The 23,708-nt window shown below is 34.5% G+C and carries 23 protein-coding genes and 2 pseudogenes; 11 read left to right on the forward strand and 14 right to left on the reverse strand.

Annotated features, from left to right (window positions below):
* Nucleotides 1-742 (forward strand): IS110 family RNA-guided transposase (locus ACSVDA_RS22700; protein WP_485886388.1); only part of this gene is annotated, 742 nt, incomplete at its 5' end.
* Between the two features lie 203 nt (nt 743-945).
* On the opposite strand, the gene ACSVDA_RS22705 is transcribed toward ACSVDA_RS22700, so the two are convergent.
* From ACSVDA_RS22705 to ACSVDA_RS22720, 4 genes are all read right to left on the reverse strand, one after another.
* On the reverse strand, nt 946-1,668 hold the full coding sequence (locus ACSVDA_RS22705) for a CPBP family intramembrane glutamic endopeptidase (protein WP_485886390.1): 723 nt from the start codon (nt 1,666-1,668) through the stop codon (nt 946-948).
* 460 nt (nt 1,669-2,128) lie between these two features.
* Complete coding sequence (fabF, locus tag ACSVDA_RS22710; protein ID WP_485886392.1) at nt 2,129-3,367, reverse strand: beta-ketoacyl-ACP synthase II; 1,239 nt, start codon at nt 3,365-3,367, stop codon at nt 2,129-2,131.
* Between the two features lie 444 nt (nt 3,368-3,811).
* Complete coding sequence (locus ACSVDA_RS22715; RefSeq protein ID WP_485886394.1) at nt 3,812-3,913, reverse strand: putative holin-like toxin; 102 nt, start codon at nt 3,911-3,913, stop codon at nt 3,812-3,814.
* 310 nt (nt 3,914-4,223) lie between these two features.
* Entirely contained in the window at nt 4,224-7,469 is a 3,246-nt protein-coding gene (locus tag ACSVDA_RS22720; RefSeq protein WP_485886396.1) for a collagenase, read from the reverse strand.
* 839 nt (nt 7,470-8,308) lie between these two features.
* Here ACSVDA_RS22720 and ACSVDA_RS22725 point away from each other — a divergent pair.
* Both ACSVDA_RS22725 and ACSVDA_RS22730 read left to right on the forward strand, forming a co-directional pair.
* Nucleotides 8,309-8,487, forward strand: a pseudogene (locus tag ACSVDA_RS22725) (bacitracin ABC transporter ATP-binding protein); the annotation flags it as partial.
* A gap of 303 nt (nt 8,488-8,790) precedes the next feature.
* Nucleotides 8,791-9,138, forward strand: a complete 348-nt coding sequence (locus ACSVDA_RS22730; protein WP_485886398.1) for a YxeA family protein — start codon at nt 8,791-8,793, stop codon at nt 9,136-9,138.
* A 350-nt stretch (nt 9,139-9,488) separates the two neighbouring features.
* On the opposite strand, the gene ACSVDA_RS22735 is transcribed toward ACSVDA_RS22730, so the two are convergent.
* From ACSVDA_RS22735 to ACSVDA_RS22750, 4 genes are all read right to left on the reverse strand, one after another.
* Nucleotides 9,489-10,280, reverse strand: a complete 792-nt coding sequence (locus ACSVDA_RS22735; protein ID WP_485886400.1) for a phosphotransferase — start codon at nt 10,278-10,280, stop codon at nt 9,489-9,491.
* 213 nt (nt 10,281-10,493) lie between these two features.
* Nucleotides 10,494-11,003 carry a GNAT family N-acetyltransferase gene (locus ACSVDA_RS22740; protein WP_485886402.1) on the reverse strand — a complete coding sequence of 170 codons (510 nt, stop codon included), beginning with the start codon at nt 11,001-11,003 and terminating at the stop codon, nt 10,494-10,496.
* A gap of 84 nt (nt 11,004-11,087) precedes the next feature.
* Entirely contained in the window at nt 11,088-11,384 is a 297-nt protein-coding gene (locus ACSVDA_RS22745; protein WP_485886404.1) for an NUDIX hydrolase, read from the reverse strand.
* 112 nt (nt 11,385-11,496) lie between these two features.
* A complete protein-coding gene (locus ACSVDA_RS22750; protein ID WP_485886406.1) occupies nt 11,497-11,934 on the reverse strand; it encodes an Lrp/AsnC family transcriptional regulator in 438 nt (145 codons plus the stop codon).
* Between the two features lie 155 nt (nt 11,935-12,089).
* On the opposite strand from ACSVDA_RS22750, the gene ACSVDA_RS22755 reads away from it, so the two are divergent.
* From ACSVDA_RS22755 to ACSVDA_RS22770, 4 genes are all read left to right on the forward strand, one after another.
* Entirely contained in the window at nt 12,090-13,142 is a 1,053-nt protein-coding gene (locus tag ACSVDA_RS22755) for an oxidoreductase (RefSeq protein ID WP_485886408.1), read from the forward strand.
* A gap of 459 nt (nt 13,143-13,601) precedes the next feature.
* Nucleotides 13,602-13,967 (forward strand): YncE family protein, encoded by a 366-nt coding sequence (locus tag ACSVDA_RS22760; protein ID WP_485886410.1) that lies wholly within the window; start codon nt 13,602-13,604, stop codon nt 13,965-13,967.
* 1,061 nt (nt 13,968-15,028) lie between these two features.
* A complete protein-coding gene (locus ACSVDA_RS22765) occupies nt 15,029-16,054 on the forward strand; it encodes a cytochrome D1 domain-containing protein (protein WP_485886412.1) in 1,026 nt (341 codons plus the stop codon).
* 1,452 nt (nt 16,055-17,506) lie between these two features.
* Entirely contained in the window at nt 17,507-17,656 is a 150-nt protein-coding gene (locus ACSVDA_RS22770; RefSeq protein ID WP_485886414.1) for a hypothetical protein, read from the forward strand.
* A 180-nt stretch (nt 17,657-17,836) separates the two neighbouring features.
* Here the strand turns inward: ACSVDA_RS22770 and ACSVDA_RS22775 are convergent, their stop codons facing one another.
* Nucleotides 17,837-18,208 carry a hypothetical protein gene (locus ACSVDA_RS22775; protein WP_485886416.1) on the reverse strand — a complete coding sequence of 124 codons (372 nt, stop codon included), beginning with the start codon at nt 18,206-18,208 and terminating at the stop codon, nt 17,837-17,839.
* Between the two features lie 428 nt (nt 18,209-18,636).
* Between ACSVDA_RS22775 and ACSVDA_RS22780 the strand changes: the two genes are divergently transcribed.
* Nucleotides 18,637-19,110: a hypothetical protein gene (locus tag ACSVDA_RS22780; protein WP_485886418.1), complete on the forward strand. Its 474-nt coding sequence runs from the start codon at nt 18,637-18,639 to the stop codon at nt 19,108-19,110.
* 170 nt (nt 19,111-19,280) lie between these two features.
* Complete coding sequence (locus tag ACSVDA_RS22785; RefSeq protein ID WP_485886430.1) at nt 19,281-19,397, forward strand: DUF8096 family protein; 117 nt, start codon at nt 19,281-19,283, stop codon at nt 19,395-19,397.
* Between the two features lie 260 nt (nt 19,398-19,657).
* On the opposite strand, the gene ACSVDA_RS22790 is transcribed toward ACSVDA_RS22785, so the two are convergent.
* Nucleotides 19,658-20,137 (reverse strand): hypothetical protein, encoded by a 480-nt coding sequence (locus ACSVDA_RS22790; protein ID WP_485886420.1) that lies wholly within the window; start codon nt 20,135-20,137, stop codon nt 19,658-19,660.
* A 64-nt stretch (nt 20,138-20,201) separates the two neighbouring features.
* On the reverse strand, nt 20,202-20,336 hold the full coding sequence (locus ACSVDA_RS22795) for a hypothetical protein (protein WP_485886422.1): 135 nt from the start codon (nt 20,334-20,336) through the stop codon (nt 20,202-20,204).
* A 385-nt stretch (nt 20,337-20,721) separates the two neighbouring features.
* On the opposite strand from ACSVDA_RS22795, the gene ACSVDA_RS22800 reads away from it, so the two are divergent.
* Nucleotides 20,722-20,976: a hypothetical protein gene (locus ACSVDA_RS22800; protein WP_485886424.1), complete on the forward strand. Its 255-nt coding sequence runs from the start codon at nt 20,722-20,724 to the stop codon at nt 20,974-20,976.
* A gap of 623 nt (nt 20,977-21,599) precedes the next feature.
* On the opposite strand, the gene ACSVDA_RS22805 is transcribed toward ACSVDA_RS22800, so the two are convergent.
* Nucleotides 21,600-21,878 carry a hypothetical protein gene (locus tag ACSVDA_RS22805; RefSeq protein ID WP_485886426.1) on the reverse strand — a complete coding sequence of 93 codons (279 nt, stop codon included), beginning with the start codon at nt 21,876-21,878 and terminating at the stop codon, nt 21,600-21,602.
* Between ACSVDA_RS22805 and ACSVDA_RS22810 the strand changes: the two genes are divergently transcribed.
* On the forward strand, nt 21,772-22,203 hold the full coding sequence (locus ACSVDA_RS22810; RefSeq protein WP_485886432.1) for a choice-of-anchor L domain-containing protein: 432 nt from the start codon (nt 21,772-21,774) through the stop codon (nt 22,201-22,203). The two genes, ACSVDA_RS22805 and ACSVDA_RS22810, sit on opposite strands and share 107 nt — an antisense overlap.
* Before the next feature lie 217 nt (nt 22,204-22,420).
* On the opposite strand, the gene ACSVDA_RS22815 is transcribed toward ACSVDA_RS22810, so the two are convergent.
* Together ACSVDA_RS22815 and ACSVDA_RS22820 are read right to left on the reverse strand one after the other, a co-directional pair.
* Entirely contained in the window at nt 22,421-23,185 is a 765-nt protein-coding gene (locus ACSVDA_RS22815) for an alpha/beta hydrolase family protein (RefSeq protein ID WP_485886428.1), read from the reverse strand.
* A gap of 342 nt (nt 23,186-23,527) precedes the next feature.
* Nucleotides 23,528-23,708, reverse strand: a pseudogene (locus tag ACSVDA_RS22820) (hypothetical protein); the annotation flags it as partial.

Below are 23,708 nucleotides of genomic sequence, written 5' to 3' on the forward strand. Positions count from 1 at the left end.
TCGAGGTGTTTTTGGAGATCTATATTCCAGAATCTCTTTAAATGTCCTTAATACATTCCCTACATCAGAGTCTGTATTAAAAGTATCTAATTCAGAGCTAGTCGGCATCATTTCGTCTCAGTGTAAGAGTAGATCAAGTAAGTGGGCTGAAGAGAAAGCAGTAAAACTTATTGAGGCAGCTGAAAGAAATCCATTTCAACATAATATGTACGACAGTCACATTTTTAATCTTAAGATATTAATCAATATCGTTCTTCAATACGAAGAGCACCTATCAAAGTTAGCAGCTGAAATAGATGCCCTCGCTGAAGAAATGAAAGAGTATGAGATAATCCAATCTATCCCTGGTATCGGAGAAAAAATTGCAGCAACAATCATCTCAGAAATTGGAGAGATAGAAAGGTTTAATCACCCTAAAAAGTTAGTTGCATTTGCAGGAATAGACCCTAGTGTTTACTCTTCTGGTCGATTTACAGCTACTCAAAACAAAATTACTAAACGAGGATCTAGCCGATTAAGACGCTCTCTTTATATGGCTGTCAGGTGCGGAATTCGTGATTCCAGAAAGCAAAAGACAACTGATGAGATCATTGCACGAAACAAGAAACTACGAGAGTTCTATGATAAAAAACGCGATGAAGGTAAACCATTTAGGGTTGCGATTATCGCATGTGTGAATAAGCTTTTACATTGGATTTATGCCTTATTAAAAAACAAAACAACCTTCCAAGATATAACCTAGTTACTATATCTAACTACCAAATGAAAAACCTTCCAAACTGCATATTCGGAAGGTTATTTGTCATGGACAATTTTAGTATAACATGGATAATTAAAGTTTTTTATTGAAAAATGTTGACAAACTATTAGCTGGTTTTGTTGAATAACATTTTCTTGTTCTCCAATAGTAAGATGAGCTTATTTCTTAACTAATGGACTAAATAATCATTGTGTTTCATAAAATAGTCTACGATTTGCTCGTATTTTTTGAATTGGATACCATAATAAATGAAATAAAATATGTACAATTATTGCAGAGAATATACCCGCCTCTAGAAAAGCATATCCAGTTAAAAACCCCACCCAAATATTTCCTGAAATTGCATATACATATATCGAAGGGTTCGGCTCTTTAATTACTAACTTAATTGAGGGTAAATGTGCCAAAGCAAAAAGAATACTAGAAATTCCTATTGCAAAAAAAATAGTAAAAATGCCAATCTGTTTGAATAATAGATGTGAAATCCATAGTACTAAACTCATTATGCCCCAACGAAATATAACTTCTTCAACAAACCCTCCATAAAAAACACGACTTAAAATCCCCGTGTTATGGTAATGTTTTTCAATTGCAAGATAATCACTTCGTGAAATTTTTTTGTTCAAATAGAAATAATACAAAAACATATTCCCCACCGAACAAGTGGCTCCAAGAATAATGCCGTATTTTAAAATATTATATAATTCTATATCCGTAGGCAAAATATTAACTTTTGGGACTGTGTATGCCCCAATCCCGCTAAATATTACCACTAAAATCAAATGAGAAATTAATCGTTCCCTATCAGTAATATCATCATTATCGATCAATTTTTTTTCAGTTTGAAACATAAAATATACACCTGGTAAACAAATGATAATTTGTAAAATAAATAATTGCCAAAACATTCAATTCACCTCAAAAAAGTAAATATTTCTTCAATTCTACTACCGTTTCTACTTATACCAATTATTTCAAATTTATTGAGTCACTTCAACAACTTTTTCAATCATAATAAGCACAATGTTCCTAAATCAGCATACAAGATTGTGATGTTCAATGAAAGGTTTGAAACACAATATCACATAAGTTGTGCGCCCATAAGGGCAGATAGAAAATCGCTGTTGCCATCCAGCGATTTTTTATCTGCCCTTATGGAGTGTAGCATGTTGTGGAAAGCCATAAGTTGACGAGTCTACCACGTCACGACTGAAGGGCAAGATGAACTTTGTAAACAAGGATTAAAAGAAAACGTGAAAGAGAAGTTAAATTAAATCAAAAAAAAGGTAGCGAAAAACCTATTTCGCTACCTTCTTACTGTCATCAATACAATAACCAATTTTGTTTGCTTACTATTTTTAAGCCTTCTCATTTGTATTTTTTAAATACTAATACTGCATTGTGACCACCAAAACCTGATGAGTTACTTAACGCTACAGACACTTCTTGCTTTCTTGCTTCATTTGGAACGTAATCAAGGTCGCAATCAGGGTCAGGTGTTTCTAAGTTAATTGTCGGTGGAATGATCCCTTCCTTTATCGTTAGGGCTGAAAATATTGCTTCTATCCCTCCAGTAGCACCTAGTAGGTGACCTGTCATTGATTTTGTTGAGCTGATTGGGAGTTTCTCAACATGTGAACCAAATACTTCTTTAATCGCCATTGTTTCAAATTTTTCATTGTACTGAGTGCTCGTACCATGAGCATTAATATAATTAATTTGTTCAGGCGTAAGCCTTGCATCCTCAATAGCCTGCCTCATTGCACGAACACTACCTTCTCCACCTGGTGCAGGGGAAGTTAAATGATAAGCATCTCCAGCAGATCCGTAGCCGACTACTTCTGCATAAATTTTTGCTCCCCTAGCTCTTGCAAACTCTAGCTCTTCTAACACAATGATTCCAGCTCCTTCACCCATAACAAAACCATCTCGATTTTTATCAAAAGGGCGGCTTGCTGTTTTTGGATCTGGGTTTGTTGATAATGTAGTATTTGCACAAAATCCTGCCATAGACATTTTCGTTATTGGTGCTTCCGCTCCACCTGAGACCATAACATCCACATCACCTCGTTGGATAGCCTTAAATGCATCACCGATAGAATTCGTCCCAGTGGCACATGCTGTAACAGTACAAGAAGTTATCCCTTTGGCACCAAGAGCAATTGATACTTGACCTGCCGCCATATCAGGGATAATCATCGGTATAAAAAACGGACTAACGCGACGATATCCTCGTTTTAGAAATGTTTCAAATTGATTTTCAAACGTCTCCATACCACCTATACCAGATCCGATCCATACACCTACTCTTGGTGCGATTTCATCAGTTATTGTTAAGCTAGCATCTTTTACCGCCATCAAGGATGCAGCTAGTGCAAATTGGGTAAACCGATCCATTTTTCGGGCATCTTTCTTTTCCATAAAATCTTCCGGATTAAAGTCTGTTGCTTCACCTGCTACTTTAGTAGGGTAATCATCTGGAGCAACCCGTGTAAGAGTTCCAATACCCGATACACCATTTTTTATATTTTCCCATGTAGCTTCTACTGATGACCCAAGAGGTGTAACAGCACCTAAACCTGTAATAACAACTCTACGTTTATCCATAGTAAACATCTTCCTTTCCAAATTACCGTTTGTCAACCCACGCTCCAGGCATTTCGATAGGTATCTATCATTCGGCTTTTATATGTTAATCCCCCTTTTTTATTATTAGTACGTATTAGTACTTGGTACTAATTTTACTCTATCTCATCCCATTTTAGCAACTTTAACCCCTCAATAAAGAAAAGATAAACATCTAATGTGATTTATATGTAAACTAGAAATCGGACTATAATATATAATGTGACTAAAATGTATAGAAGTCTATGTTAATTGTACATTTCCCAACAATTATGATATTTTAATCATAGACAAGCAATAACTGAATACAATAAGAAAGACCGCAAGTGCTCCAACACTCACGGTCTCACACAATAACGATTCCCTCTGTGGATCGGCTTATTAAGTGACATAGACCGCCCTCATCTGTTCAGGACAAAGGGTGGTCTATTTGTTGTTATTCGACTGCATATGCACAAACAACGCAACAAGTACGATTATCACTGAAGAAAATCCCAATGCTACCATTAATGCCTCGTATACAGTCATACGCCTCACCCCCTTTCACGAATGAAGCCGACCACCCTTAGAAATTCGCTATTTTATTCCATTTATACCAAAGTTGCCTATACTGGCGGAGTTTGATATGAAAGTACAACTAGCGTTCGTGGCACCTTTTCTCTTTTAATCAGAACAAAAAGAACAAAAAAGACTGAATTTCTTCAGCCTTAGTAACCACAATATCACTTGTGTTTCCTTAATAAGGAAATTCGAGATAGTCTTTACTAGCCTCTTGCGCCATATTGCTGAGGAGTAGGATGAGAGAACCTATCACTCCCATCCTACTCCTCGCATCTTATTACTTTGTAATTTGAAAGGTATAATCTACCACAGGCTGACCTGACCATGTATACACAATGACATAGTATCTTCCTACAGATGCGTTAAATGAACCATCACTTAGGTTTGCTACAAGGTTTCCACTCTCATCTTCTACTTGAACATTGAAGTCTCCTCCAATAGATGTTGCATCTATCATAACATTTCCAGATGTATCTATATCAAAGAAGAACCAATCTTGATTATCACCTGCATCATAATCTAAAGAGCCTTCTATACTACTATCAAGCAAGTTAGCGTCTGATCTTCGATCGTTTGGTTCAGTCTCTGTATCCGGGGTTGTTGTACCTCCATCGCCATTCCCTGCTCCATTTACAGTAATAGTGTATTCAACTGTTGGCTCTCCACTCCACGTATAAGCGATAACATAGTATCTTCCAGCTGGAACATTAAAGATACCATCAGTTAATGGTCTTGCTATGACATTTCCAACCTCATCCTCAACAACTACATTTATTTCTCCACCAACACTTGTTACGTCAACAGTTACATCTCCTGCTGTATCAACATCGATATAGAACCAATCTGTGTGATCACCTGACGCGTAATCTAACGTTCCACTAATTTGATCAACAAGTTGATTCGCTTCGGATTGTCGGTCGTTGGGTTCTGATTCAAAGTCCCTTGGTGGTATAATAACACCACCATCTCCAACGGTAATGGTGACACTATCTCTATCCGTTAAACCGTCATCATCCTCTACGGTTAACGTTACATTGTACTCACCAGCAGAAGTAAATACATGAGTAGGGTTTACTTCATTACTCGTTGTTCCGTCACTGAAATTCCATGTATAGGATACAATTGTTCCATCAGAATCAGAGGATCGATCTCCATAAAATTGAACATTTTCATTCACATCTACAGGAGAACTTGGACTCTCAAGGAACGCTGTTGGTGGAGTTCCTATAACTGCTCCACCTGGCAATAAACCATGGAACACCACATCGAATTCATAATTTCCACTTGAATTTACACGATGATTCACAAAGTAAGCTGTTACAGTTCTATAACCACTCCACCTTGTGTCTAAGCTTCCCAGCACATCGTTTACAATGGTATTCATTGCCTCCTTGTCACTACTCCAGCCGTTTGATCTTCCCCCTTCATACGTACCCTCCACCGAATAGGTATTCAAAAGATCGGATCTATTTTGCCTATTCAATATATTGTATAATGGAATTTCATTTAAAATATCATTCTCAATCGTACTCAAATTTCGATCTGTATGGTTCGCCGTATAGTCATCTCCAACAAGAACCACCCGGCCTCCATCCCTGACTAGCTCGTCTAAATGAGCTTGGTATTCTGTTTCTAAAGTTGTATCACGAGACAATTCATCCATGTATCGATCGAAGCCTGAACCATCCTCTACTTGTAAAAGCTCAAGAACTCGATCAAATATATCCATGTGCTTTTTCGCAATAAAATCATAGAAAGCATATGAATAGTCATAAATATCCCAAGAACCATATGTTCCATGTAATACCTCATCTAGCGTATAGCGATCCCTAGGGTCTGAATGAATATTTCTAATTTTGGTTGATCTAGTGTCAATTCCAGTTCTTGTTGCTCCAGCAAAGAATTCACCTCCTCCTTCTTCCACCCAAACCAATCGATTCCAATCGTATAGAGGAGTACTTCCCCACAATCCTGGTATTAAATATCTACTTTGTAGATAATGGAAGTACTCGTGACGGAATAACTCCTCAAGTTCATAAATACTATCGGTTGGTACTTCTCGATCCCAGGTAAAAAAAGTTCCCCATGATTCAATGTAAATCCCGCCATTATTCGTATCAACATTGTTAAGATATCGATTTATATCGTATTCGTCACGGTCATTATAAATAATCGCTGTAAGAACATCATCTGCATTCCCCAGTTCAACTGGTTCATCTACTCCATAATAGCGATGGAATTGAGCCTTTTCTTCCTTAGCAGCCCAATAAATTCTTTCAATTTCTTCTTGTGTTACTCTATCCCCTGCTTTAATGACAAATTCCCCATCATCAAAGACATACTCATTTCCATAGTAATGATCTTCATAATCTCTAACAACTCGATCATAATTAATGCTTCCACCTATATCTGAAATTTTCTTCGCTAAGGCTATATAGATCATACCGAAATACGGATAGTCATTGAGTGCACGTTCAAATGTGTCCAATACAAAATTATTATTACTATGAAATCTTCCTTCTTCACTTATGAACCAAACGGCATTATCTACTAGCCACTCATGTTCCGTCCCCTCAAATTGACTAAATGTTATGATCTCTGCTATTTCACTAAAGAAATAATCAATTTGTCCATACCAAGGTACTTCATTCTCAGAATTGTATGGACCGTTACGATAAGTCCAGTATTGAACGTATTCTAGTCCACTAATTAAACCATAAAATGCGGAATTTTTTGATGTTTCTTCTATATATGTGTTTACTCTAGAATTATAATCTTGGAAAATAGGGAGCGCTTCCTCATAAAAAGCGAGATCAACCGTTGCATGGCTGATAAAAAATCCAGTTTTCGATACAACAGCATCTTGAGTAGCTGTTCCTAATGCAAAATTGCTATTTCTCATAACAGAAACAATTGCAGGTGTGACTTCTTCCCTAAATGAAAAGTCACTCATATAAGCCATCTCAGGGTCCTGATAATCAAACTCATAAAGAAATCCTTTATTCACCACTTCTATTAAAATAGCGAGTCCTCTATCATCATTTGCAGTGTATCGAGACCCTAAGTATTCAATCTCATCTAATAAATAGCGAATACGCTGTTGATCTCCATAGAAATCCACTACATCCATGCTATAGCTCCAAAAATCTGCAATATCATCAATTGATTCCATTGAGACTAAAGTATCTACTAATTCAGCATCACTCATTCTATTTAAATCATAAAACGAATATGACGATGCTGCAGAAATGATAAAACTACCATTGTCATTCTGGCTTTCAAATATAGGGACATCTGGACGAATCCGGTCTAAAACATCTGTATTCTTAACATGTACTGTTTTTTTACTTTCCACTGCTTTTTCAAATAATTGTTTAGTCTCGAAACCACGCTCACTCATCTGATCATAATTTGCTTTACTTTGCTCTTGTGCATAAGCATTATATCCTACAGGAAGTAACAAGCTGGCTATGAGAAATGAGCTACCTACCTTTTTTAATACTTTCTTATTTAATTTTTTCAATAATTTAGTCCTCCTAATATTCTGTTTTGTAATTATACGTTTGTGAAATAAGGATTAAACTAAATAAACACTAATTTTTTTACTATGTTTACAAAAGATAAAATGCTGTATACTCAGTGCATAATATAGGCAAGGTTCTATGTAAAGAATAAGAATAGTAGAATTGCGGTGAAAATTGATAAGATAGATTCAAAGAGAGGTTTTAAAACAAGACAATCGGCTTAACAGAAAAACGTTTTTGTTAGTTTATTCAGTAACAAGGTTAACATATTGTTTATTTCCCCCCTTTTATAAATCTATAATAATTTCTTTATGTGAATATTAATGCAAATCATGTGCCAAGTTGTGATTTTTTTGAATAATCAAAATACTATAGTTGTAAAAAAAATATTCTTGAATGCCACTATAGAAAAACAGTGTAATCAATGTAAAATTAAGTTTACACTATTTCTGAAATTTACATTTAAATGTTCAAAAAATTGACAGACTATAAAGTTCAGTCATCATGGAACGAGAGAAAAAGTTCATCCTACTGCTTTAAGTCAGAATAATTACCAAGTTAAATTTCTATAAATCGCTTCTTTTATAACCCCCGCATATTAATTAATAGTTTTACACAAAATGTCTCTATATAAAAACCTTTATTAAGAAACGCGCCATATCGTATTATAAGGTCATCCAGATTGATATTTTATCTGGTTGACCTTCTTTTTATAGGCTATTCTTTGGCATGTGACAATAATGTCACGTGCCTTTTTTATTTTGTTAGGATAATCGAAGGAAATGACTTCGATAGGCTTTTATAATTAAAATATAACTTACAAGAAGGAAGTGACTTCATGAATATTTTAGAGGCAAATAATATCCACAAGAGCTATGATAATAGATTTCATAAACGAGAAGTTTTAAAAGGAATAGATCTATATATCGAAGAAGGCGAATTCGCTAATATTATGGACCCTTGGATCCAGGAAAAACAACTTTACTTAATGTGCTATCTCCTATAGATAAGGTAAGTCAAAGGAACTCAAGTAGAAAATGTATAGTTTTGGTATAAGACATACTTCATAGTAATTTCGGCGTTTAATCAGAATGGTTTTTGTTTGGAACTGAGGTTTGGATACCAATGATTATCGTTTTGATATTATATACAGCCTTGTTTTCAATCTTGGCTTGTTATCTGCTCTTTATTACAAAAAGGTTATAAGAGCAGCATTATGGTTTATAGGATTTTATACTTGTATTTACATCGTGTATTATCTCTTACCTGTAAATACCTACTACAAAAGTTACGAAATAAAAATGAAAAGGAGAATTATATATGAATAAAATAATCATAACCATATCACGTACGGTTATCGTTGCTATTGTAATTGGAGGGTTGGTGTTTATTAAATATGGAAACATAAACAGAATTGGGACAGATCAATACTATACCCAAATTGAAGGAAAAGGGAAGGAGATCAAATGGCCTGAGCTAATAGAATATGAATATGAGTTACCTGCTTATGATAAAGATGGCAAGCAAAAAACACTGACTTTTACTTCTATCAATAAACAACTTCGTGAAAAAGCTTATTTAATTCTGTTCGTTAAGGATGGACAAGTTACGTCCTATCAGGAAGTAACAAAAAAAGCAATACCCGATAAAGTAGATAAGTTAAAGTAAAGAATACTTCAGGGAAGAATCCTTTTGATAAAGGGTTCTTTTTTGAGCTACAGGAGACTTCCTGATTGAAAATAAAAACTATATTACTGGTTAAATTCCGTAGAATGATATCAATCATTCCGAATAATCATGAAAATACACCCAAACTTACATTATTTAATTAATCAATCTAATTGTGCTGAAAGAGATTCTTTGAAGTAAATATATAACTTATAAGGAAATAGGTAAAATTGTACCTGTTTATACAAAGGTTGATCTTCCACAATCTGGCCCGATTGCTGAAGATCGTTTTATTGTATTTTGGCTACACTTTTATTCCTGAAAAGGCCCCGTTCAACAATAACCTACCCTTAAGTCCACTCTTTTCCTTGTTCACGAATGAATTTAATATCGTTTTGATAATGTTCAAGATGCCCTTCATCTATCATCTTTTGAAAAGCAATGTCACCTTCACTGGCTTTTCTTGTAATTGTTTTACATAACCCTTCTAATCTTAGCAATACCATCTTCAAATAATCTTCTTCTATTCCCTCACCGTAGGATTCAAAAAACAATTTAACTCTTTGTTTTATACGGTCGGCATGCTGTAATGAATTATAATAAACTGCCTCACCTGTTTCAGAATGATAAACTCTACTTAAGGGGACGCAAGTGTAAAGAGTATAGGCTATGTCCCAAAGTCTTGGACCAGGACCAGCAACATCAAAATCAATTATACCTACTGGTCTTTTATGATTAAAAATAAGGTTGTATATTGCAAAATCATTATGGCATAGTACCTCAAATGGTTGGGGGGTGTTATCTATTGATTGCCAACTTTCTTCAATTGAAAAATCACTCACAGAATCATGATAAAGACGGAGCATCTTCGCTATTTCTTTTAAAACATCATTAGACCACATGTATTCTTTTAAAGGATAATTACCAGCTTTTCCTTCAATATATGATAATATCTCTCTACCTTTTTCATCAATACCTAAAAACTTTGGTGCATAACTGAAACCTTTGTTCTCCAAATGCTTTAATAGCTTTTGAATTTTGGGACTATCTGGCTTTAATTCTCGTCGTACAGTATCTCCCGAACGATAAACGTTAGAGACATTCCCTCCTGTTAGCATTTCTTCGTTTTCATGGTTTAACATCTAAATATTCCTCCCGAATATGACTTTCGATAAACCGTAATACAAATCCTGTTTTTCAACTAACCCCTTTAATGGCATGACTTTAAATTCAAGATATACCGTCTAATTTTCTTTTTCACTCCAGAATATGGCCCAATCCAAAAGGACGCCTTATTACTAAAGAAAGGTGCCCGATTGTTGAATAAGTATTCTTAGAGGGGGTCAGTGTAACTTTCAAGCTAATTTGCTAATTTCGTCCCAACCATAAACGATTTCATTAAGCTTTTTTCCACCTATCTCCAACTCGATCTTATCTAGCATCTGAGCACCCATTGCCTCATAAAAATATCTAGAAGGATTATCTTCTAACACAAGTACAAGCATAGAATTAATTCCCTTGCTTCTCAGTGTATTTACTACAGAATTCAAAAGTCTTTTACCTATACCTTTACCTTGGTACTCCTTTAATAAGTAAATAGAAGATAGTTCACCATCAAATCCTTTATGCCTTCCGGTTCTTTCCGTTCTGCCTGTTGAAAATCCAATTATTCTACCCTCATTGTTCTCAGCAACAAAAACATCAAGTTCGAGTATGTTCTTTTCCCATAATTTTTGCCTATTTTCATAAGTTAGTTTATCTAAGTATTCTGTAGGAATTATTCCTGAACTTGTAGAAATCCAACTATCTACGTGAACTTGAGCTATTCCGGCTTCATCATTAAGTATTGCCTTTCTTATTTTCAAATTTAATTACCTCACTCACATTCTTAGTTGAATAAAAGAATTCAATAAAAAGGACGCTATCCCTTTATTGGATTAACGCCCCATTTAAATGAGTAAGGATTTCACCTTTAAAGCAACTTCTTTCGGTCTAACCTCAATAGACGATAAACTTTCTATATCTACCCACATTGGCAAGTAAGTTCCTCTATCTCTATTTTCATCAGTGTATTCTTCACCTTTCCCAGTTCCAAATGTTCCAGCAATGATTTGAGAAAGAGAAAAGTATTGTGTTCCGTTAAATTCAACTTCTGAAATGCACTCGTTAACGTTGACTTCTACTCCTAATTCTTCTAAGACAACCTCTTTATTTTCAATTATTATTAGTGAATTTCTATCTCTCATAGCCGCCTCCACATTATCAACAAACCCTCTTCCTCAATTAAAAGAGCGATCACACTTTGCTGCTTCAATAAGCATTTCAATAAATTATCCCTTAATCGATGTTTAATATGATTTAGTTTTTTATTAAGGGAATCAATTTATCATTTTCTATAGGTGATGAAAGCACTATTAATGTAGTTGAATCTCCGAATGTGCCCATCTCATTAATTGCAACTTCTAGCGTTTGAAGAGTTTCTGTAACAACTTTTACCAAAAAATTATATTGCCCACTTATCCTATGTAATTCGATTACGTCGTTTGATTCATTACAAAATTGCACAAAACTTTCACACCCTTTGGTCTGGAATAAAACAAAGGCTGTTATAGGCTTGTTTATTTTTCCAGGTAAAACTATAGCCCTATAATGATCAATGATCCCCTTTTCTTCCATTCTTCGAACTCTTTCAGTAACTGCTGGTTGAGATAATACTACCTCTTTTCCCAGTTCCGTCATCGAAATTCGACCTTTCTCCTGTAGAACTAGGAGAATTTGTTTATCTAAGTTATCCATATATAAGACCACCTTTATTTTATAAGTGAAATATATAAAAATAAATGAATTTAAAAGCACCGGACCAATATTAACTTTAGTTTTCTATATATTTACTTACTTTCATTATATAAAATTATACAAGAAGTTAATACCATTATAAAGGAGTTATGAACATGGAAAAAAATGATCTATTAAATCAAATTAAAATCATTAATTGGAACCTTAGAACAAAAATTGTTATGGCTCCAATGACACGTAGTTTTGCTAACAATACTTCTGGCATTGTTGGTGAGGATATCGTTGCTTACTACCGAAGACGCGCCAAAGATGGTGTAGGTCTTATAATAACAGAGGGTATTAATCCAACTCTTAGGGGCAAAGGAACATTGGGTGTGCCAGGGTTGTATACAGAAGACCAAGTAAATGCTTGGAAAAAGGTAACTGGTGCTGTTCATGAGGAAGGAGGAAAAATTGTTGCGCAGCTCTGGCATGTGGGAAGATTAACACACCACGACCTGACTGGGGGATTCGCTCCTCAAGCACCCTCAGTTGTAAAAGCAGATGGTCTTGTCCATCGATTACGTAAGCCTTACGAAACTCCTGAAGAAATGTCTTTGAATGATATAAAAAAAGTGATTCAAGATTATGCTTCGGCTGCAAGAAATGCAGTTAAAGCAGGATTTGATGGAGTTGAAATACACGGAGCGCATGGTTACTTAATAGACCAATTCAATTCTGAAGTTACCAATAAACGGACTGATAAGTATGGGGGTGATATATTCAATCGATTGTTATTTATGAAGGAAGTATTAAATGCAGTTATTAACGAAGTGGGTAAAGATAAAACAATCATTAGATTTTCTGAAATTAAAGATGATATCCCAAGTTATAGATGGACCAATCCTGAAGAGAGTGTAAAGGCTTTTATACAATTATTTAATGAAGTTGGAATCAAAATTCTCCATCCATCAACAAATGATTTTACTGAGAAAGTTGCTAATGATATGACCTTTCATCAGCTGGTGAGAAAATATTGGGATGGAATCATTATAGGTGTAGGAAATTTAAATCCAGAAATTGCTTCTAATGCTATTAGAGAAGGTACAATTGATTTAGCTGCATTTGGACGCCCTTTACTTGCTAATCCTGATTTCGTTCAAAGAATATTAGAAGAAAGACCTATTAAACCCTATGAAGCTGTAACTGATTTAAAATACTTGAATTAGAAGACTTAAAATGTGCGTTGATCTTTTCTCGATCAACGTATCCGTTATTTGGAAGAACATTAATTTATTTATCCTTGCAGCCTGACATTTTTTATTCAACTATCCTGCCCCGTTAATTTAAGTAAATTTCTTCACAATCTCCATACGAATCAACATTATGGTTTTATTTGAAAGTCTTATTCCATTATCTGGCCCGTTAGTTGAATAAGGATTATATATTCTTAAAGTAATCAGTAAGGTCATCATTTTCTTTCCATTAAGCGTAACATTATTAAAGGGGGTTGCAATATTATATCCCATTGGTGGGAAAAATTGACCATTCGATGCCGTAAATATGCCAGAATTATCTCTTAAAACACCGTAAGATAAGGGGTTACCCTGTGGTCCTGTTTGGTCCTTGCATTCCCATTGGTCCTTGTGGTCCCGGTTTTCCTGGAGGCTCCTGCGGTCCTTGTGGTGGTGGAAAGACTCTACATTTACAATCTTTATCCCTCATTATTATTTTCATCTTCTATAATTGTTTTTACTATATATGTATGGATATTTGCTATAGAAGGTTGGACTAACAAATATAATGCAACTAAAATGTCAAAAACCCATTCTGTTATCGCTAATACAATAGTTGGGCAAACACCTTTAAACCTAGATATTACACAAGATGGTAAACTCATTTATGTTGTTAATGGTCCAGACCAATCCGTATCTGTTATTGATGTAAAGACCCATTCTGTTATCGCTACTATACAAGTTGATTTCTTTCCAGGTTTTGTAGTTTTCACACCAGATGGAAAGTTAGCTTATGTTTCAGCATCCCCACCTGCTTAGTTGGCTTTTTAAGAACTCTAGTAACCAAAACTATCATTGAGTGTAATAAAATGATTAACCCGACCTAGCACATTAGTACAAGCGTCTTAAAACCCACTCCCTAACAATTATTCCTTCCGCTTCAGTTAGTGGGAGTTATACTTCTATAAATTTGATTTATTTGACCTAGAACATTAATACAAGCAAGGTTCAATAATTTTACATAAGATTAAAGTAAACCCATAACTATCATTCTCCCTTACTAATCGAAACAGGGAGGTTACATATTTTAAACACTATATGACAAATATCCAATCTCCCAGTTTTATATTTGCATAAACATATAGTGTCGTATCTCCTTTTTTTCGAATAATGCCTCTCTACTTCCTCCGCGTCCACCGGTCAAGGATAGAGAGGCTTTATTGTTAATCGTTTCCATGTTTATTAAGTCTTATAAAAATGATTTATTTGTCTTAGCACATCAATACAAGCTTAACTAAAAGTCTTACATAACATAGAAGTACACCATAATTATCACTCTCTTACTGTTTCCTCCTTTTACGAACAAACATGGAGAGTTTTAAGGCTCTATTATGGACATTCCTCTTTACTCTCCTTTCGCTTCTGAGTATGGAGGAATTTTTTTATTTTCCATAATGCTTATTTGTTCTATAAAATTAGTTATCTGACTAGTACATACGCACATAACTTATACTTCAGTTCCGAATAAAATATTGTGTACGGTGACTCTCATCATTGCACTTAAGCCTCCCCTCTAGATATTCTTCCATTTATATGATCGGATCAGGGATGTTACATAATTAATTACAAATATATGAGACATATATCTAATCTCCTTGGAACATACCTGCATATAGTATCCTACAGGTGTTTTCCTATCAGTCCGACCTCTCTACTCTTGACCAGTCATCAAGAGAAGGGAGGTTACATAATTTTCGATAATCGACTGAATTACTCTTGTGTTTAAGAAAATATATTTCACACCAATTCTAATTGCGAATTAACCAAACAATTTACTCATATCTATGAAATAACATTTACTTTGAAGAGGTGGATTTGGTTTGACTACTACTGTGATTGATGTCAAAACTCATAGTATAATTGCTACTTTACCTATGGGAAAAGCTTCATTTAAACAGTCAATCTTTACTCCTAATGGAAAAATCGCTTATGTAATTAATCAAATTCTCGGTAATATTTCAGTCATCGACGTCAAAACTCATATTCTAATAACTACTATTCAAGTTGGCCTTGGCCCATTTGATCTTACTTTCACATTTGATGGAGAAATTGCTTATGTTACTAATTTTCGCGATAATCCTGGTACCGTCACCGTTATTGATGTCAAAACTCACAGCATAATAGGGACGGTACAGGTTGGTCTTAGGCTTTCTGATATAGCTTTTACACCTGATGGAAAACTGGCTTATGTGGTTAATAATCTACAGAATGGCGCGGTATCAGTTATTGATGTCAAAACTCATACTCTCATTGGAATGATTCTTACTGGAGCATTCCCATTTAATATGGCCTTCACACCTGATGGAAAAATTGCTTATGTTACTAATTCCTTCGATAACCCTGGTACCGTCACCGTTATTGATGTCAAAACTCATAGCCTGATAACGAAAATTCCCGTGGGAGGCAGCCCAGACGCTCTTTCTTTTACACCTGATGGAAAAATTGCTTATATAGCAAATAATGATTCAGTTTCAGTTATTGACGTAAAAACTCATAACGTGATTTCTACTGTTCTAGTCGGTGGCGGTAATCTATTTGATATAGTCTTCACGCCAAATGGAAAAATTGCTTATGTTATTAATAATGTCAGTAATGGTTCAGTTTTAGTTATTGATGTCAAAACTCACAGCATTGTTGCAACTATTGCAATTGGAAACATTTCAAGTGTTGTAGACTTCACCCCAGATGGAAAAATTGCTTATGTTACTAATGGTGTTAATAATGGCTCAGTTTCAGTTATTGATGTCAAAACTCACAGCATTGTTGCAACTATTGCAGTCAGAGACCTTCCAAGAGTTGTAGAATTCTCCCCAGATGGAAAAATTGCTTACATAATTAGCAGTTGATTACACTATTCCTATTTTTGAGTTGTATCTAAAGCCCCCCTAGAGAAGATTAAGCATTACAGATAATGATCCACCTAAAGATGAAATTATAGGGCAGATTATAAACGTTATAGATACAACTATTGACATTCAAATTTTTGGACTGAAGATTATTGTTATTTGTCACTAGTTTTTAAGTAACCACTATACAAAATAAGTCTAATAAGCTAAAATCATTCATTGTTTCATCCAGAAGATCTTAGCTTATTCCTATATACCATGATGAATACTTATCCTGCGTATAGAACTAGAACTTAAAAAATCCCCCTCCTATAACGGAAATGGGATTTAATATGTTTTTATATAGTCTGAGGCAGCTAATTAAGCCAGTTCCTGCAAGTTATAACCTACTAAATGATTAATCAAAAAAACTTGTTATTCTACAATATGGCCATAAAATAAATAATGGCACATATCTATATTTCAGATATGCGCCATATCGTATTATAAGGTCATCCAGATTGATATTTTATCTGGTTGGAAATCTTTTCATAGGCTATTCTTTAGGTAATAGGGGTAGGACGTATTCGCCAGTGGGACTTGATCCCGTCCACAATACTGTCCACTCCCTATTTGTAGAAACATGTTTGAGGCTGGGTGGGCAATGACCCCTGTATAACAAGCGAAGCTATGACACTACCAAATAGACAGAGGCTACCGACAAATCTACTAAAAGGAGATGTGATACCGTATGGATCCAGTGATTGGCCTCGATGTCGCAAAAGGAGAAAGCCAAGTTCAAGCTTTCTTGGCAGGAAAGCAACAATGTTTACGAAAAGAGCCTTTTATGATTAGAAGAATCACATAAATTACAGAAAATGAGCAATCTGTATGGTTACTAGTCCAAGCAGTACTAACAATTATATATAGTATGTACTATATATTTTTAAGGATGCAAAGCATATCAATACCTATTTATTTACAATGACCATGGTATGCTGGATGTGTATGATGGTAGTATGGGCACTTGCTGAAGAACCTAACCTTGCCACACCATACTTAGGCCGGTCGAGAGGGTTTCCTGACGAGGATATTATTTGATAGTCTCTACCACAAACTTAACACATTAAGTGAGGATGTTATTTCTTTTTGTATATGTTCTATAGGTAATTTGACATCTTGATAACAGTACCTATTATTTATAATTCTGAGTTGCTACTAGGTAGCAATCGAGAAGAAAGTATGTATCACACATTACGCAACAATAAAACTACTATGATAGGACGAACATTAAATAGTTCATTTCTAAGAGCGACAAATCAGTGTATTGATAAAATAAAGGAAAATGGATATGATACATGTACCAATTGCAACTTTTTATTACATAATTGTAATGACAATAAAATGCAGATTTTAGCGTAAAATCTGCTAAGCTTATTATATTGATACTTCTCAATCTAGTAGGTGAGACAAATGAAGAAAACGAGGAGATTTACACAAACTGGAGAAATAGATGGCTTCAAATTATACGAGCTAGATAATTATGATGAGATCTGGATTGTTAAGGGAATTCTATATCGAATAGATGAGAAATGTGAAAAGCACTTAATCGGTCATAGGTAGGTAGTTTATCTGAGGATTAAAAAAGCATGTTTAACCAGCTTACATATGGTCAATAATTAATATGATGATTTTTCATAAGTTTTTCCCCTTCTTTTTTGCCCTAGATTCAAATAATCTAGGGCTTTTTTTCTTCATTAAATAAACTGTTTTATCTTTCAACGTTCTTGAAAATATTCCATTTTAACAATCTACTACTTTGATATTTGTAACTTCTTCCGCAAGCTCTTTCCCATCTGATATTCTAAAAACCGTCACTTGAAATCTATAATTATCTTCTTCAAAAAATGTAATGAGAAACTGACTACATTTATTATCAAGAATCGCTGGGTTAGATAAAAACACACCGTTTTCATCAAAATCTACTTCAACAAATGTATCATTAACCAACACTTTAACCTCGAATTGTCCTACTTGCTTTGGGTTACCTAATGAAATTAATGTTCTCACTTCGGTACCAGTATCAGGTTCTGTTGAAAGATCACATGATTGATAGGAATATTGTTGATTAGCTAAAAGGAAATCAGGTAGAGTTGTATCAATACATACAGACAATATACTCACCTCCAAAATATTATATCCATTCCTCAATTTTAAAAGGAATCTAAGAATATTTTATTCAATTAAATAATAAATGCTTGGACAAACTGCTTAGAGATGATTTTGTAGTTATCCATCTTGTGTTGGTTGTAATTAAACATGATGCTGGATACAATTTATTTTTTTAAAGTATACAGAACTATTGAACTCCCCCCCACTTAACCTTCACTCGCTTCGCATTGTTTTGGTTTGAAGTAGAGGTCTTCTGTCTGGGGTTGATAAAAAGAGAAAACAAGAGAATCTACATACTACTGTCCTACAATTATTTTATTAGCTTCATACATAATTGTTTTCAAATATTTGGTATAGGAATAGCTATATCATACATAGCATTCAAGTGTCGGTGGAATTTTCGCCTAAAATTTGAAATGGAGGATAGTATGATGACCAAAAGCGTTACACAACTGTTTGCCGTTCAAGAAGAACGGTCAATATTATTACCCGGCGATGGAACTGAGGTAGCCCTTTTAGAATTAAATTTACCTGAACATGTTCAAGGTCGACAAATGAAAATCGATGGTAGTTTCCAGTCAAATTTTTTTATAGGTGAATTACCCGAAGCAGACGAAACTCTACCTCCTCAACCCGCCTCTTACAAATTCGTCCTAAATTATCGCTTAGCTGCAATGCTAGAAGGCAACAAAACTCAAATCTCTCCGATTTTCGCAGATACCGTTAGTGGCGTACAACTTGCATCGGATTTCCAAGTTGAACACAGTACAGCGCCTAACTTTACTTTTGGTATGAATTGTTTAACTGCCGATACTATATTTCTGATGGCTTCTGCGACTGAAATGCAAGGCGATGTCAGAGATGCGTTTGTTCGGACTCGCGCTATGAATGTAACTGTTTTTTAAAAGGTTGATTCATCCGTTTTACTTCTCCAACTATTTTGTCACCCCAATCATTTCATTTTAACTAATTTATAATCTGTTATTATAAATTAGTTAAATTCATTTTGAGTTGAGGTGTAATATGACAGGTAGCTCAGAACTAGACTTAAATAAAGTGTACAACTACAAAGAATATCCAGAAAGCTAGTAGCCACTGCGACAACTGTGACTCTACCAGTTTTAAAAGTTCTGTAAAGGATTATGTTTTCATACGTGAGTGTAATATTTGTGGAATGAAGAAGAGCATATAGCCCGATGTTAAAGTAGGACTTATTACTATAAAATCTATCTTTTATTATATCTTCATCAATTTTTGAATTTTTCATGTTAATAAAATGTAGCTTTTATTGTAAATTTAACATTTCACATTACAAATGAAAAAAGAGCTGTTTTCAGCCCTTAGTAACCTCAATAATCATTGAGATTACTAGTATTTTAATTAAAATTAATACTCCCTGCAAGGTTCCTACTTCGACTGTAATTAACACAGGATATAGAAAAGTTGGCCGCGTCAGTTATATTGATGTGAAATCGTCTTACACCTTTCTGTGACGCTTGCGTCAAAATCATAGTCGCATTCAAATCCACCAGCGTCAATACATTCTACTTCTATCTGGGTCACATTATTCAATATAATAGATTGCTCCTCACTACTTGTATTATTTACCAAGGTTATGGTTCTAACTACACCGTTTGACGTAAATCTAAATTCCACCTCATTACCATCATCTATATCTAGAGTACCAGTAAAACCTCGAGGTGGTCCGCTATAAATCACTTTCGTTTCACCTTGCGCAAGGTCATTAGATTCAAAGGTTTCTCCAATAAGAACTGGGCAATCACATTCATCACCTGTTCTTTTACACCTTTCTGTGACGTTTGCGAAAAAACCATAATTGCATTCAACTCCACCAGAATCAATACATTCTACTTCTATCTGAGTCACAGCATTCAATATAATAGATTGCTGCTCGCTACTTCTATTTTTCATCAAGGTGATACTTCTAACTATACCGTTTGACGTAAATCTAAATTCCACCTCAAAGTTATTTAATCTATTCTGGAAAGCATCTCTCAACTTCATGATGACAATCAGGTGTAAATATTCCGTCATTATTCACCGCAGCTGAAACTCCATTAGCAGAAAATAAAAGACCAAGCGTTGCTACAAGCGCGACAATCTTACGCATTTATTTTCCTCCTTTATACATTATTAGTGTTTTCTTATATTTATTATAAGAATATTCAGATCATTAAATAAGTGGCTTAAGTCATTTATGATGGTGACTTAAGTATTAAATTATTATGTGTACTATGTAAACACACTAATATAAAAGGTTTTATATGTATACAAATTAATTGTTGGGTATTCTTAATTCAAAACAAAAAGGACTATTTTTCAGTCCTTAGTAACGTCTTTATCACTTGTGTTTACAATAAATTTTTATTTGTTATATTAATTACATTTTGATGACAATAAATAATAAATAGAAATTTTTGTAAAAAATATAGACAGTATAATTATCAATTGCTATAATTTAAATGTTCTGACAATTCTGTTAAAGGAGTGTTTATGTGAAGAAAAAACTAATGATGTTTGTTGCAGCCTTTACATTAATTTTCGGGATGGGATTAGGTACAACTAGCGCAGATTATCCACCACCTCCTCCTCCTGATGATGGCGGTGGTACTGGTGGCGGTGGTACTGGTGGTGGTGGCACTGGTGGCGGTGGTGATAACTGCGACCCATATCCAGTTCGAAGTTATGATTCATACATCTCTCCAAATAAAATCTGCCCACCTGATGATCCCGATAATGGTAATTATTGATCTTCAAGAGTCTTATAAAGTACCTCACTTTTAGTTGTGAGGTACTTTCATTTTGTTTAATAACCACAATACCCAACATATTTACTAGACAAAACGAATGTATATTGTAACTGTTCATATAAAACAATAAAATGGATATTTTATCTTTTTCCGGCAGAAGACTCTCACCTCAAGGAATGAGAAGGGCGAAGCCCAATGAGTAGGTGTGAGATGAATGTCGGTGGCGTCAGCCAAAACTATTGGTAAAATATACTTGTACAGTTTTTATTTGCTCTCTCCACTACAACTTTTCCATAATATCTTTAAGATTTTCTAAACCTTGTTTTGCCCGTCTTTGCATAATACCTTTTGGGTAGTGGATGTTTTTAACAACAGGCTTGTATTTATACTTCCCATTCCCCATGTCTCCACCTTTTTTAAAAATGATTAATAAACATTACTTTTTCTTTTCCCTGATCTAGTTCCTCAAATGTACAAGAAGAATAATAATAAATACATATATTACTAATAAGGAGGTGACATGTATGACAAAGAAATCTTCTAATCCTTCAGCTAATGATCTAGCAAAAGCAATGATATCACGCTCTACTAGAAAAAGGAGTCTAGTCAATTCTTATCATTGGTCAACCAGAACAGGCTGCGATTTTTTCAAAACCACTACAGAGATTTCCCACAAACGGAAAAAAATTTGTCTTATTAAGTAACGGAATTGCTAAGCAAGCACCAGGAGTTGCACCTACATTTGTTTCAACTGATACTGAAGGTATAATTATAGGGAATAACTTCGATATTTTTATCGTTGCATTTGTTTTTAAGTTACCAAAAAGACCAGGGTCACTATCTTTTGATTGGAAATTTGCTACAGAAGAAAATCCGAATCTGATTCTAGACTTTCTTGACATTTTTCAGGCTAATGTAACAACCTCTACAAGCACAAAAAATATTGCGAGATTACCTGATGGATCGGAAATTAACGACATCAGTGCCGCTCCTTTTTCAAATGCACCTACAGGTACTAGTGAAAATCCTTCTCCTCCATTTCCAATCCCTAATGATGTAACATATAATGCTGTTACATCAAATGTTATGACCTCTTCTATTGACTTGTCGCATTTTAGGTGTGAAACTATTACAATATCATTTCTCATTGCAGACGGTGGAGATGCAACATTCGATAGTGCTGTTTTTCTTGATAACTTAAAAATTGATGGGTGTGAAGGGGACTAATCTTGATCAGTATATAGTTTCATATATATTTATACTTTGATAATAAATAAAGCTATTGTAAAGTAGTTTCAGAAACTGATCCATAATCATACAAAAAGCTTGTGAAACTAACTTGTTATACTCATACTTCTGCATCTATTCTGATTGTGTCGTTTTTAAAAGTCTTCCTTAAAAAACCATTTAAGGCTTCTTTTGAATATCCTTTTCCTCGTAATTCTTAAAAGTCATCTTTTAAAAAATGAGTACTTTGCTTAAATAGTTCATCAAGCCAGCTTAACTTTGAGAAAACATGGTTGGCACCTTGTATAAAATGAATTTTGACATCATTGTCTTGATAGGTATCGTAATATTTTTGTCCATATTCAGGTGGAACAATTTGATCATTTGTCCCGTGAATAATCATTAAAGGTCCCTTATAGGAAGTAATCCCATTATATAAATTACGATTCTTTAGATCCTGAAAAAAAATTAGACCAAGCTCAAGTCCTTCTAAATCAACATTTCCGTTTGGTAATTTTGGGTATTGTTCAAAGTATGCTTTCGCTTTACCAACCATGTTCCCAGCTGGACACCATAAACAAACTTTATGTATTTCATGAGGAATTTCTTTTGCCACTTGTGTAGCTATAGCACCACCCATACTATGTCCCGTAAGCATGATTTTTGATGGATCTACCCAATCTATTTTTTTAACCCTATCTACAATTTCTAACCCTTCAAGTATCTCACCGCTAAATGTCATCTCTGCAAAAGCTCCATCACTTTCACCAGAACCAGAAAAATCGAATCGAACGCTTCCTATACCGTGCTTCATCAATTCTCGTGAAAATCGTACAAACAGAAAATTGTCATCTATTTTAGAACCAGTAATCCCATGAAACAGAATAACAATAGGATATACTGATTGACTGTCCACTAATGGTTTGTGAGCCATCCCTCGTAATGTTAACCCATTCACTTCTATTGATATTGGATATTCCATAATGATCAACCATCCCCTTTTCTAACTTTCTTAAATAAATACGAATAGATGTGTTTACCGGAATAGACATATTATATCTCTTTCACTGAATATATAAGAAAATTACTCTGTTCTCCTTTAAAAACTATGTGGCATATCACTCAATACCAAAAACATAGATAAGAATATTTGAATTATACAAAAACTTTCTATTTATTAAAAGAATTTACACTCCAAAATGTTATAACATACTTTCATAATAACTAGTTTCTTTAATCTTTCGCTTATTCAAAAACATGGCCCTTTCAATAAATAAAGACGCCCTTTTCCAGATAGGCGTCAATATTGTGGAATAACATCTAATTAGTAGTAGGGTAAGCGCCCAGCGCCTTGTCGTATTTCTACGATAGGTTTCCAAACGCTCCCCTCCGAACCGTACGTACACCTCTCAATGTATACGGCTCTCCACCTATCATCTAAATATTTAGACTTGTTTAATACTACTCTAAGGTTTTGTAATGCCTCACGCATTAACCTCATTTTG

This window comes from Cytobacillus sp. Hm23 (assembly GCF_051842895.1).
Classification (GTDB): Bacteria; Bacillota; Bacilli; order Bacillales; family SM2101; genus Nanhaiella.